This window comes from Archangium sp. (genome assembly GCF_036388035.1).
Lineage (GTDB): Bacteria > Myxococcota > Myxococcia > Myxococcales > Myxococcaceae > Archangium.
Window position 1 is genome coordinate 1 of the sequence record NZ_DASVSO010000682.1, and the last position, 12,708, is coordinate 12,708.

The 12,708-nt window shown below is 69.4% G+C and carries 9 protein-coding genes and 1 pseudogene; 8 read left to right on the forward strand and 2 right to left on the reverse strand.

Annotation, left to right across the window (positions count from 1 at the left end; all coding sequences use genetic code 11):
* Both VF697_RS27780 and mazG read right to left on the reverse strand, forming a co-directional pair.
* Positions 1-80 (reverse strand): annotated as a pseudogene (locus tag VF697_RS27780) (30S ribosomal protein S20); the annotation flags it as partial.
* Between the two features lie 113 nt (positions 81-193).
* Entirely contained in the window at positions 194-1,330 is a 1,137-nt protein-coding gene (mazG, locus tag VF697_RS27785) for a nucleoside triphosphate pyrophosphohydrolase (protein WP_414641350.1), read from the reverse strand.
* Between the two features lie 151 nt (positions 1,331-1,481).
* On the opposite strand from mazG, the gene VF697_RS27790 reads away from it, so the two are divergent.
* The 8 genes from VF697_RS27790 to VF697_RS27825 all read left to right on the forward strand — a co-directional run.
* A complete protein-coding gene (locus VF697_RS27790) occupies positions 1,482-3,698 on the forward strand; it encodes a tetratricopeptide repeat protein (protein WP_331099752.1) in 2,217 nt (738 codons plus the stop codon).
* Between the two features lie 12 nt (positions 3,699-3,710).
* Entirely contained in the window at positions 3,711-4,895 is a 1,185-nt protein-coding gene (locus VF697_RS27795; RefSeq protein WP_331099753.1) for a DUF4388 domain-containing protein, read from the forward strand.
* A 109-nt stretch (positions 4,896-5,004) separates the two neighbouring features.
* Positions 5,005-6,084 (forward strand): PhoH family protein, encoded by a 1,080-nt coding sequence (locus VF697_RS27800; RefSeq protein WP_331099754.1) that lies wholly within the window; start codon positions 5,005-5,007, stop codon positions 6,082-6,084.
* 106 nt (positions 6,085-6,190) lie between these two features.
* Positions 6,191-8,674: an HDIG domain-containing metalloprotein gene (locus VF697_RS27805; protein WP_331099755.1), complete on the forward strand. Its 2,484-nt coding sequence runs from the start codon at positions 6,191-6,193 to the stop codon at positions 8,672-8,674.
* 25 nt (positions 8,675-8,699) lie between these two features.
* The gene (gene ybeY / locus VF697_RS27810) at positions 8,700-9,545 is read left to right on the forward strand and encodes an rRNA maturation RNase YbeY (RefSeq protein WP_331099756.1); all 846 of its coding nucleotides are present in this window, start codon (positions 8,700-8,702) and stop codon (positions 9,543-9,545) included.
* 124 nt (positions 9,546-9,669) lie between these two features.
* Positions 9,670-10,971 carry a DUF4105 domain-containing protein gene (locus tag VF697_RS27815; RefSeq protein ID WP_331099757.1) on the forward strand — a complete coding sequence of 434 codons (1,302 nt, stop codon included), beginning with the start codon at positions 9,670-9,672 and terminating at the stop codon, positions 10,969-10,971.
* Positions 10,972-11,028: 57 nt separating this feature from the next.
* Positions 11,029-12,151, forward strand: a protein-coding gene (gene prfB, locus VF697_RS27820; RefSeq protein WP_331099758.1) for a peptide chain release factor 2 whose coding sequence is annotated in 2 segments (ribosomal slippage) — positions 11,029-11,100 and positions 11,102-12,151 — 1,122 coding nt in all. Because the reading frame shifts where the segments join, the coding sequence is not laid out codon by codon here.
* 115 nt (positions 12,152-12,266) lie between these two features.
* Positions 12,267-12,708 (forward strand): RNA polymerase sigma factor (locus VF697_RS27825; protein WP_331099759.1); only part of this gene is annotated, 442 nt, incomplete at its 3' end.

Sequence of the window (12,708 nt, forward strand, 5' to 3'; positions counted from 1 at the left end):
GTGTTGCGGACATTGACATTGCGAGCGCGGCGCTTCTGCGCCTGGCGGTTACGCTTCTCTGCGGACTTGGTGTTGGCCAAGGTGATCTCCAACGTACGGCTGTGGAAAAGAGGCGCCGTACCTACTTCGGCGCCTACCAAGCGTCAAGGCTTGCGTGATCCATGCCATGGATCAGACGCACGGAACGTATCAATCACCGGGCCCCGAAGGCGTATTCCCAGTGGAGTCCGGAGGGATCCCGGAAGGCGAGCCGGTCCGAAGCGCCCCCGCCCTCCAGGACGCACCCGGGCGAGGCGCGCTCCAGGGAGGTGCGCAGCCGCTCCACCGCCTCGGCCGAGGGGGCGCCGAAGGTGAGGGTGGCGGGGGAGGGGGCCGCCGGGCCCGGGGTGAAGACGAGCCGGTACAGCCCATCCCCATAAATCGCCTCGTCGGGGCCTCCCCGCTCCGAGCCCCAGCCGAGCAGCGGGGCCACCCGGTCCCAGAAGGCCCGTTGGGCGGCGAGGTCCCCCACCGGCAGGCGCAGGGAGACGAGCGGGGCGCGGGGCACGCGGGTGGGCGGGGGGAGGCCCTTCTCCACCGCCTTGGCCGCCTGCCAGTGGCGCTCCATGTGCTCCAGGGTGGCCTCTCCCAGGGGGACGCCCTCGGCGCGCAGGGCGGACTCGATGTGTTGGAAGCGCGTGGTGAAGCGGCGGCTGGCCATGCGCAGCGCGTCCTCGGCCGGCGTCTGGATGAAGCGCGCGAGGTTGGCCAGGGAGAAGAGGACATCCCCCAGCTCGTGCTCCAGCTCGTCCCGGTTGCCCGAGGCGATGGCCTCGTCCAGCTCCCCCAGCTCCTCGTACAGCTTGGCGCGCACCTCCTGGAGGCTCGGCCAGTCGAAGCCGATGCGGCTGGCCTTCTCCGTGAGGCGCTCGGCGCGCAGCAGCGACGGGGCCCCCGTGGGCACGCCGTCGAGCACCGAGCCCTCGCGGCCCGTCTTCTCCTTGCGCTCCTGCGCCTTGAGCTTCGCCCAGTTGGCCAGCACCTGGGGGGTGCCATCCGCCTGCTTCTCCCCGAAGACGTGCGGGTGGCGGCGGGTGAGCTTGTCGCTGATGGAGGCGGACACGTCCGCCATGGAGAACTCCCCCAGCTCCTCGGCGAGCCGGGCATGGAAGACGATCTGGAAGAGCAGATCCCCCAGCTCCTCGCACAGCGGGCGCCACGGGCCGCCCTCGGCCACTCGATCCATTTCGTCGAGGACTTCGAAAGCCTCCTCGGTGAGGTAGGGACGCAGCGAGCGCAGATCCTGCTCCCTGTCCCAAGGGCAGCCATCCTGGGCCCGCAGGCGGGCCATGATTTCCACCAGCCTGTCCAATTGCTCCCCTGCTGCACTCACGTTTCCTTCTCCTCTCCGAGCAAGCGGGCTCCTGCTAACACGGGAAAACCCCTGGAGGGACATGACAACTTCCGTGGGGGTGGCCCGTCGCCTATCATCGGGCCCTCGAATGTCGCGCTCCTCCCTCTTGCGCATCCTGTCGCTGCTGATGTGCCTCACGTTGTGGACGCCCCTGCAGTGGGCGCACGCGCAGCCGAAGGCATCGAAGCAGCAGAAGCAGAACCCGACCCCGTCCAAGGGCTACGTCAATCCTCAGGATCTGGATCCCGAGGAGATGGCCACGCCCGAGGAGCTCGACGCCGACGACTCCGAGGAGCAGGTGGAGGAGGAGGCCGCGCCGCGGGGCCGTGGCAAGAAGGGCAAGGGCGCGTCGCGAGACGAGGAGGCCGAGGCGGAGCCGTCGGCGGGCGTGGAGGAGACGCCCGTGCCCACCCCCGCGGCCGCCGCGCAGCCGCCGGCCCCGGCGCCGGTGGTCCGGCCTCCCCCGCCCACCATCCTCACCCCGAGGGTGACGGACGCGGACCTGCAGCAGGCCTGGGACAAGTGGCAGAAGGCCGTGGCCGCGCTGGACATGGAGACGGCGCGCAAGGCCCAGCAGGAACTGGTGGACCTCAAGGACGACGTGGGGGCCCTGGACATGGAGGCGCTCAGCATCGCCTTCATCCGGGCGGCCGAGGGCCGGCGCAAGGCCAACGACTCCGCGGGGGCGCTGCTGCTCGTGGAGCAGGCGGTGACGCTCTCGCCGAACCTGCCCTACGCGCGGCTCGCGCTGGCCGAGGCCTACATGCGCCGCTCCGCGGGCGACGTGGGCCCGTACTTCCGCGAGGTGAAGGCCGCGCTCTCGGTGATGGTGAAGGATCCGCGCTACCGGCGTCCGGTGATGGCGGACCTCGGGGCGGTGTTCCTGGTGGCGGTGCTGGCCACGGCGGCGGTGGTGGTGGGCGTGCTCTTCGCGCGGCGCGTGCGCTTCTTCCTCCATGACTTCCACCACCTCTTCCCCAAGGCGGCGGCCAGGTGGCAGACGGCGGCCCTGGCGGTACTGCTGCTCATCGGCACGCCCATCTCCCTGCGGCTGGGCCTGGTGCCGGTGCTGCTCCTGCTGCTGGTGTCGGTGGCCTTCTACCTCTCGGTGTCGGAGCGGGCGGTGGCCGCGGTGCTGCTGGTGCTGGCGGCGCTGGTGCCGTTCGCCGCCGGGAAGATGGCCCTGTCCGCGAGCTTCGCCGGGACGGTGGCCGAGGACGTCTACGTGCTGGAGCGCGGCGGACTCGCCGTGGAGCAGGTGGCGGACCGGGTGCGCGCGCGGCACGAGAAGAAGCAGGCCGGCTTCGCGGAGCTGTTCGCGCTCGGTCGCTTCGAGGCCCGCCGCGGTCAGATGCAGGAGGCCATCGCCCACTACAAGGCGGCGGCGGCCCTGCGGCCCGGCCACGCGGGGCTGATGACCAACCTGGGCAACGCGATGCTGGCCACGGGGGACCAGGACGGCGCGGCGCGCATCTACGCCGAGGCCTCGGGCGCGGACCCGGGGCTGGCCGCTCCGGCCTTCAACCTCGCCGAGGTGTACCGCCGCCGGGCCGCGGTGGCCCCGGACGATTTGATCGGCGTGGAGAACCAGCGGGCACGCGATGCGCTCGGCGCCGCGCAGCGCCTGGATGGCTCCCTGCTGATGTGGAAGCGCCCGCTGGATGAGCGCCTGCTGATGAACCGCCTGCTGATCAGCCCGACGATCACCGAGGTGGACATGCCGGACACCGAGGATCCGGTGGCGGCGCAGCGGGTGGAGGCGCAGCTCTCGCGCCGGCTGCTCGGGAAGGGCTCGGCGGGGACGGCCTGGATGCTGCCCGTGCTGGGAGCGCTGTTCGCCTTCGGCTGGGGCTTCGCGGGCCAGAAGGTGAGGGCCTCGCGCGAGTGCGAGAAGTGCGGTCGCCCGGTGTGCGGGCGCTGCGACAAGGAGCTGGGCGTGGCCGCCAAGACGTGCGCCCAGTGCGTCAACGTCTTCTCCCGCAACAAGGGAGCGGTGGAGGCGCGCGTCCGGGCCCGCAAGCAGATCGAGATCGAGCGCCACCGCCGACTGGAGAGTGGCGTGTCGTACGCCTTCGGCGCGCTGGTGTCCGGGGCGGGCCACCTCTTCCACGGGCTGCCGGTGCGCGGGGCCCTCTACGCCTTCTTCTTCCTTCTGGCGGTGTCCGGCGTGCTGCTGCGCTCCGGGGTGCTGCGCGCCCCGTATGGCGAGATGCCGCTGTACCTCAAGCTGGCTCCGCTGCTGCTCATCCTCATCCCCCTTCACCTTCTGACGTTGCGCGGCCTGTACCGCCGCCAGAACGAGTAGGTCGGAACGACAATGGCCCTCTCGGGAACGCTCAAGGGTTTCGGTATCGCGGACATCCTGCAGCTCATCGGTCAGCAGCAGAAGACCGGTGTGCTCTACCTCAAGAGCAAGGATCAGGACGTCCAGGTCTTCTTCCGGGACGGCAACATCGTCCGGGCCGAGAGCATCACCCGGAAGAAGAAGGACCTCATCGGCAACATGCTGGTGCGGGCCGAGCTCATCACCGAGCCGCAGCTCGAGAGCGCGCTGGACGTGCAGAAGCGCACCCTCAAGCGGCTCGGCGACGTGCTCATCTCCAGCGGCTTCATCACCGCCGAGAAGCTCAAGCAGATGATGCAGCTCCAGGTGACGGAGACCCTCTATGGGCTCTTCGGCTGGAAGTCGGGCACCTACGAGTTCAAGGTGGAGGACGTCTCCGCGGACGGGGAGTTCATCAGCCCGCTGCGCGCCGAGAGCGTGCTGATGGAAGGCTTCCGGATGGTGGACGAGTGGCCCCTCGTCCGGAAGAAGATCTCCCACGAGGCGATGACCTTCGAGAAGGTGAAGGAGCTGCCCGCCCGGGTTGAGAAGGAGGACGACTTCGATGCCTCCTTCGACGACGCCTTCTCCGAGGCGAAGGAGGAGAAGAAGGACGAGAACAAGGGCGACTTCAAGTCCATCGGCAGCTCCGAGCGCCGCGTCTACGGCCTCATCGCCCCCGGCCGCGACGTGCGCAAGCTGGTGGACCTGAGCTGCCTGGGCGAGTTCGAGACCTCCAAGGCGCTCGTCAACCTCCTCAACCTCGACTACATCCGCGGCATCCAGCCCACGGGGCGGGCGGCCTCGGGGGGCGGCGCCGGCCTGTTCGTCCGGGTGGGCGGCATGGTGGCCCGGGGCGTCGTCACCATGATGGTGCTGGCCGCGCTGGGCTTCGTGGGCTCGCGCCTCAAGCCGGACACCTGGGACCTGGGCGACGAGTCGGCTTCCTCGTACGCGGACCCGGCGACCCAACGGCTTCTGTCGCGCGCGCAACAGGCCCGAATCGAGGCGGCGCTGGAGGTGTTCCGTCTGGAGAAGGGCGCTCTCCCCGAAGGCCTCGAGGCCTTGGTGGAGGGAGGACTCCTCCAGCGAGAAGATCTGCGCTACCCCTGGCGGGACGATTACTATTATCGCCGCACGTCAGAACGGCAGTTCATCCTGCTACCTCCCCTGCGCTAGGCGGACTGCTTGCTTCCGCCTTTCGCTGGCAGCGGAGGGACGTTAGCTTGAAGTGTGAGGTCGATTTTCGGCCTGGAACCCGCCCCGAGGGATTGAGGGATTGGACGAATTGCGAAATTCCGCCACTGTAGAGGCCCCCGCAGCGAGCCCCACCTCCGCCAAGGTGGATGTCCGCGACAACGCGACGACGCTGGCGCTGTGTGGCAACCAGAACGAAAACCTCAAGCTCATGGAGCGCCGCCTCGGCATCCGGGTCGGCCAGCGGGGGACCGAGCTCCACCTGTCCGGGCCCTCTGACGCCGTGGCCTTCGCGGTGCGGCTGGTGGAGAACCTCGAGGAGGTCATCCGTGCCGGGCGACCCGTCTACCGCGAGGACGTCGAGCAGGCCATCAAGGTGCTCGGTCGCGGCGGCGCCGAGTCCCTCCAGGAGGTCATGCTCGGCGCGGTGCTCAAGAGCTCGGGCAACAAGCAGATCGCCCCCAAGAGCCTCGCGCAGAAGCGCTACGTGGACGCCATCCGCGCCCACGACATCGTCTTCGGCATCGGCCCCGCCGGTACGGGCAAGACGTACCTCGCCATGGCCATGGCGGTGTCCTTCCTGCAGGAGCGCAAGGTCAAGCGCATCGTCCTGGCGCGTCCCGCGGTGGAGGCCGGCGAGAAGCTGGGCTTCCTTCCGGGTGACCTGGCCGAGAAGGTCAACCCCTACCTGCGCCCGCTCTACGACGCCCTGCACGACATGATGGCCGTGGATCGCGCCAACAGCCTCATCGAGCAGGGAGTGGTGGAGGTGGCCCCGCTGGCCTTCATGCGCGGCCGCACCCTCAACGACTCCTTCGTCATCCTCGACGAGGCGCAGAACACCACCGTCGAGCAGATGAAGATGTTCCTCACCCGCCTGGGCTACAACAGCAAGGCGGTCATCACCGGCGACGTGACGCAGGTGGACCTGCCGACGGGCAAGATGAGCGGTCTGCACCACGCCCGCTCCATCCTCAAGAACGTGGAGGGCATCAACATCTCCGAGTTCACCGAGGTGGACGTGGTCCGCCACCCGCTGGTGCAGGAGGTGATCCGCGCCTACGACCGCTTCGACGCGGCCCAGCAGGCGGCCAAGGCGCTCAAGGCAGCGGAGGCCTCGGGGGCCCCGGCTCCGGGCAAGCCGTCGGAATCGGACACGTCAACCCCTTGACTTCCCTGATTCAGGGACCGAGCAGGCGCCTGGGGGCGGCGGGAAGAAATCCGCCGCCCTCCGTGCTTGAAGTACCCGTCACGCCTCCCATAGGTTGAACCATCTCATGACCGAACCGGACCCGTCGCCCCCCGGACCCAGTCCGCTGGACGCGCTCGCCCGCCGCTTCCGGCTCGGTCCCCGGTGGGGCCGACGCCTGACGAGCCTGTTGTTGTTGGCGGCCGTTTCCGTGGCCGCGGGCTTCGTCATCTCCCCGGGCCTCTTCAGCCAGCAGATTCCCGCCCTCACCGAGGATCACCTGGGCAAGCCCTTCCGGGCGAGCTCGCCGGCGGGTTTCAAGGCGGGGCGGGACTACGAGATCATCCACCAGGCGATGACCGAGCAGCGGCGCCAGGAAGCGCGCAGCGCGGTGCGGCCGGTGTACGACCTGAGCCCGGGGGTGGTGTCGGAGGTCCGCGCCGCGACGAGCGGGGCCTTCGCGGAGATGCGCAGGCGCCTGGCGGCCAGGGAAGGCGCCGAGGCGACGGCGGAGGGCGGGAGGGCCCAGCAGGCGCGCAGGCCGGCGGTGTCACCGGAGGAGCGCGAGCGCCAGCGCCGCGAATTGGACGCCCTGCGGGAGGACTTCCAGGTGCTCCTGTTCGGGCGCAGGGACGCGGCGCTCGAGCCCGAGGACTTCCAGGCGCTGTCCGTGGCGCGCTTCTCCGAGGCGGTGGAGGCGGCCACGCTGTTGCTGGTGGAGCGGGCGTACGGCTTCTCGGAGCCCGCGCCGGTGTACGTGGCGGGCTCGCGCGAGGAGATGTCGCGCCAGGGGCCGCAGGGCCTCACCGTGAGGGACTTGCGGCACAACGGTGAGCAGATGCTGGCGGGGACGGCGCCCACGGTGGTGGACGTGCGCGAGGCGCACACGGAGCTGGACCGCTTCGCCTCCATTCCGGGCAACCTGCTACCGGACTCGCCGGGCGTGCAGCGCCGGGCGGCGCTGCGACTGGCCAAGCGGCTGGTGCGGCCCAACCTCACCATCAACCTGGCGGAGACGGACGCGCGGCGGCGTCAGGCGGCGGAGGCGGTGAAGGACGCCGTCATCTCCATCAAGAAGGGCCAGCGGGTCATCGGCGACGGCGAGCTGGTCAACGAGACGCACCTGGTGGCCATCCGGGGCATGCGCTCGCAGACGGACCGGCTGGATCTGGTGCAGCTCCAGGTGGGCGGCACGGGGCTGGTGGCGCTGCTCATCTCGGCCACGTACGTCTTCTGCCGAGCGGCCTTCCGGCGCTTCCGGCCCACGCGCAAGGACGGGCTGTTGCTGGGCCTGCTGCTGGTGCTGATGCTGGGCCTGCTGCAGCTCTGGGTGTCCATCGCGGACGCGGTGCAGGACCGGTACGCGACGCTGCCGCTGGAGGCCTTCTACTACGCCTTCCCGGTGGCGGCCGGGGCCATGCTGGTGCGCTTCATCCTCTCCGAGGAGCTGGCGCTCTTCTTCGCGCTGGTGCTGGCGAGCCTCGTCGGGGTGATGCTGGGCAACTCGCTGTCCTTCGGCATCTACGCGCTGGTGGGCGCGCTGGTGGCGGCGGACCGCGTCACCCGGGCCAAGGACCGGGTGGGCATCTTCAAGGCGGGCCTGACCACGGGCGGGGTCAACCTGTTGGCGGTGCTCTGCCTCTTCCTGGCCGAGGGCAAGGGACTCACGGGCGATACGCTGCTCACGGCCCTGTTCGCCTTCGCGGGCACCGCGGTGGCGGTGCCGGTGATGGTGATGGCGCTCACGCCGCTCATCGAGTCCGTGTTCGGCTACGCGTCGGACCTGAAGCTGCTGGAGCTGGCCAACCTGAACCACCCGGCGCTCAAGGAGCTCATCGTCCAGGCGCCGGGCACCTACCACCACTCCATCATCATCGGCACGCTGGTGGAGAACGCGGCGGAGACGATTGGGGCCAACCCGCTGCTGGCGCGCTCGTGCGCGTACTACCACGACATCGGCAAGGGCCGGAATCCGCTCTACTTCGGGGAGAATCAGAAGGGCGAGAACAAGCACGACAGCCTCGCCCCGGCGATGAGCGCCGTCATCATCAAGCGCCACGTCACCGAGGGGCTGGAGATGGCGCGCCAGTACCGCCTGCCCAAGCTGGTGGCGGACGCGATTCCGCAGCACCACGGCACGCGGCTGGTGGGCTACTTCTTCCACAAGGCCGTCAAGGAGCAGGAGGGCAAGGAAGGCGCCCCGCCCATCGACGAGAGCATCTACCGCTACCCGGGCCCCAAGCCGCAGTTCCGCGAGGCGGCGCTGGTGATGATCGCCGACGCGGTGGAGGCCTCGACGCGCTCGCTGACCGAGCCCACCACCGTACGGCTGCAGGCCCAGGTGCAGAAGATGATCAACCTCATCTTCTCCGAGGGGCAGCTCGACGAGTGCGACCTGACGCTGAGGGACCTGAACCTGATCTCGCAGTCCTTCCTGCACACGCTGGAGGGCATCTACCATGCGCGCCCGGAGTACCCGGCGGGAGCGTTGCAGGCGGGCCCCAAGGGGCCGGCGCTGGCGGTGGCGGGCACGAAGCAGGACGGCGGCAAGGCGCGCCCGGCGGGCACTTGAGGCACGAGGCCGGAGGAGGCCGAACGTGAAGCTGCGCAAGGGCAAGATCGTCCCGCGTGAGGACGGGAAGCGCATCGAGGAGTTCGTGGGGGTCGAGACGACGGGCACCGAGTCCGTGTCGGTGGCGCGGATGCTGGCGCCACCGGGCTGGTCCGAGCCGGCACACACGCCCGAGTTCGACGAGGTGGTCATCGTCCTCAAGGGCGAGCTGACGCTGGTGGTGGAGCGGAAGCGGCAGGTCATCGGCGAGGGGGAGATGGGGCTGGTGCCGCGGGGCCAGCGGGTGGTGTACCGCAACGACGGGCAGGGGGCGTGTGACTACTACTCGGTCTGCGCGCCGGCCTTCCGGGTGGAGCTGGCCCACATCGAGGAGGCCGCCGAGGAGCCCGAGGAGAACCGGGTGACGGTGCAGGTGGCGCACCCGCAGGGCAAGCGCTTCGCCAAGCAGGTGACGGACCTGGCGGAGAGGTTCCTGGCGAAGCTGGAGCTGACGGGCAGCGAGCTGTCCATCTCGCTCGTGGGCGACCACGCCATCCGCCGGCTCAACCGCACGTGGCGCAAGAAGGACAAGGCGACGGACGTGCTGAGCTTCCCGGCGGGGGACCTGCCCAAGGGCACGCCGGGGCCGAGGCAGCTCGGGGACGTGGTCATCTCGCTGGACACGGCGAAGCGGCAGGCCAAGGAGTACGAGCGCACGCTGGAGGCCGAGGTGGCGCGCTACCTGGCGCACGGGCTGCTGCACCTGCTGGGCTACGACCACGAGCGCCCCCGCGACGCGCAGAAGATGGCGCGCACGGAGGAGGAGCTGCTGGGCGAGAGTGGAATGGTGGGCGACGCGGTGGCCCCCCGGGCCCGCAAGCTCATGACCTGACGGCCTCCGTCGTGCCGTGGGGACCTGGATGGACTGAACGCCCGCTCACCTGGGGAGCACACACGGGGTTGAGTCGGGCGTTACGCATGATAGGTAGGCCCGCCCTCGTTTGTTGGGACGGACAATGCCCCGCCTTGCCCCATTGCTGACCTGCCTGCTCGGCCTGCTGCTGGCCGCGACTACGGCCCGCGCCCAAGACCTGCCTCCCTGGGGGACGGGCGAGAGCCAGGGCGAGGACCTCGCCATCTACCTGGTGACCTTCGGGCCCGGCGACGACGTGGCCTCGTGGTGGGGGCACGGCTCGCTGGTGGTGGAGGACCGACGGCTGCAGCGCTCGCGCCTCTACAACTACGGGATGTTCTCCTTCGACGAGCGCATGCTGATGCGCTACGCAATGGGGCGGCTCGAGTTCTGGGTGGACGACGCGAGCCCCTCGGCGACGTTCCGCTTCTACCGCTCGTTGAACCGGGACGTGCGGCTGCAGGAGCTGAACCTGTCTCCGGCGAAGAAGGTGGAGATGGGGCGTTTCCTGGCGGAGAACGTGCTGCCGGAGAACCGCAACTACCTGTACCAGCACTACGACGACAACTGCGTGACGCGGCTGCGCGACGGCATCGACAAGGTGGTGGGCGGGCAGTTCCACCAGGCGATGAGCGGCCCCGGGCGGATGACGTTGCGCGAGCACACGCGCCGCTACACGGCGGTCGGCCCGGGCATGAGCCTGCTGCTCGACTTCCTGATGAACGATGAGATCGACCGGCCCGTCACCCGCTGGCAGGAGGCGTTCCTCCCGGACGAGCTGGAGCGGCAGGCGGCGGAGATGCAGGTGGTGGGTGAGGACGGGCAGAAGCAGCCGCTGGTGGCGAAGACCACCGTCCTTTACGAGGCGCAGGGCCGCCCGGCCACTCCCCCCGAGCCGCCGAAGTACGGGCCGGTTCTGCTCGTGTTGGGCCTGGCGTTCGGTGGGGCCGCGGTGGGCCTGGCGCTGTGGGGCCGGCGGAGCGGTGCCCGGGCTCCTCGCATCCTGCTCGGCCTGCAGAACGTGCTCATGGGGCTGGTGTTCGGAATCCCGGGTCTGGCCCTGTTCGTCATGTGGCTGGGCACGGAGCACACGGTGACGTGGCGCAACGAGAACCTCTTCCTGGCCAACCCGCTCACGGTGCTGGCGGTGCCGCTGGGCCTCCAGATGATGTTCGGCTCGACGAAGGCGCGCGAGCGGCTGTGGCGCCTGTGGTGGAAGCTGGCGTTGCTGGGCGAGGTGGGGCTGGTGCTGAAGGTGCTGCCCATGTTCGACCAGGACAACTGGCGCCTCATCGCCTTCATCCTGCCCATGTCGGTGGGGATGGCGGCGGCTCTGAAGCTGAGCTGTGCTCCCGCGACGGGCGCGGCCTCTGAATCACTGACTTCTTCCCTGAAGGCTTCCTGAGACGGAAGATTCGGCAATCGCGCGCGGGGTCCCCTCGCGCGCACACTGAGGACATCCATGGCGAACAACGATTCGACGGAGAAGATCAACGGCCTGCGGGAGCGCCTCATGGCGCTCCGGGGGCATCTTTGACCTCGACCGCAAGCGGTCCCGCATTGCACTGATCGAGCGCGAGTCCACGCTTCCCAACTTCTGGGACGACAACGTCAAGGCGCAGGCGATGCTCAAGGAGAAGTCCACGCTGGAGTCGAGCGTGGGCACCTTCGAGAAGACGCTGCGGGGCCTGGAGGACGCGCAGGTGCTCTTCGAGCTGGCCGCCGAGGCCAACGACGAGGACAGCGCGAAGGAGGCCGAGGCCTCGCTCGTCTCGCTCGAGGCGGACGTGGCGAAGCTCGAGCTGGCGCGGATGCTCTCGGGCGAGCAGGACCGGTCCAACTGCTTCATGGACATCAACGCGGGCGCGGGCGGCACGGACTCGATGGACTGGGCCGCGATGCTCATGCGCATGTACGCGCGCTACTGCGAGGGCAAGGGCTGGAAGGTCGAGATCAACGACCAGCAGGAGGGCGAGGAGGCGGGCTTCAAGAACGTCTCGCTGCGGATTGAGGGCGAGTTCGCCTACGGCTTCCTCAAGGCCGAGGTGGGCGTGCACCGGCTCGTGCGCATCAGCCCCTTCGACGCCAACGCGCGCCGGCAGACGGCCTTCGCCTCGGTGGACGTCTACCCGGAGGTCGATGACACCATCCACATCGACATCCCGGAGAAGGACTACGAGCTGAAGTTCATCCGCGGCGGTGGCGCGGGCGGCCAGAAGGTCAACAAGACCTCCTCGACGGCGCAGCTGCGCCACCTGCCCACCAACATCCTCATCACCTGCCAGACGGAGCGCTCGCAGTCGGCCAACAAGGACATGGCCTTCAAGATCCTCCGGGCCCGCCTCTACGAGCTGGAGCTCAAGAAGCGCGAGGCGGAGCAGGCCGCCGCCGAGGCGCAGAAGAAGGACATCTCCTTCGGCTCGCAGATCCGCTCCTACGTGCTCGCGCCCTACCGGATGGTGAAGGACCTGCGCACCGGGGTGGAGACGGGCAACGTGGACGCGGTGCTCAACGGAGAGCTGGAGGAGTTCGTCACTGCCCAGCTCATGGGCGTGAAGAACCCCAACCGCAACGCCCCCGAATAGCCCGGGAAATGGGCGGGAACCTTTCCGCGACCTCGTTGTCCAAGGTCGCGGAACGGGGAGCGGTGGGGTGGGGTAGGATGGAATCGCGCGGGACAGGTCGCGCGGGAGGTCACCGGTGCCTTCGAGCGGGGTGCTCGGGATGGAACTGGAGGGGACGTCGGTGACTGGCGAGTCCGACGCGGCGGCGCGCGAGGAGCGGTTGTTGCTCGCGCGGCTGCGGCGGGGCGAGCCGGAGGCCTTCGAGTCCCTGGTGCGGGCGCACCAGGACCGGCTCTACGACTTCTGCGTGCGGATGTTGGGAGACCGTGAGGAGGCGAACGATCTGGTGCAGGACATCTTCGTGAGTGCCCACCAGCACCTCACGCGCTTCCGCGAGGACGCGAAGCTGTCCACGTGGTTGTTCCGGATTGGGAAGAACCACTGCATCAACCGGTTGAAGTACTTGAAGCGGCGGGGCAGGGGGCGGTCGGAGGAGTACGGGGAGCAGAGCGAGGGGGCGCTGGCGGAGCTGTTGGGCTCGCCGCCGGGGCCGGACGCGGCGTTGGATGCGGCGCGGG

Coding starts and splice junctions, on each gene's coding strand:
- mazG (WP_414641350.1), bottom strand. CDS start 1,330: ATGGCCCGCCTGCGGGCCCAGGATGGCTGCCCTTGGGACAGGGAGCAG.
- VF697_RS27790 (WP_331099752.1), top strand. CDS start 1,482: ATGTCGCGCTCCTCCCTCTTGCGCATCCTGTCGCTGCTGATGTGCCTC.
- VF697_RS27795 (WP_331099753.1), top strand. CDS start 3,711: ATGGCCCTCTCGGGAACGCTCAAGGGTTTCGGTATCGCGGACATCCTG.
- VF697_RS27805 (WP_331099755.1), top strand. CDS start 6,191: ATGACCGAACCGGACCCGTCGCCCCCCGGACCCAGTCCGCTGGACGCG.
- VF697_RS27815 (WP_331099757.1), top strand. CDS start 9,670: ATGCCCCGCCTTGCCCCATTGCTGACCTGCCTGCTCGGCCTGCTGCTG.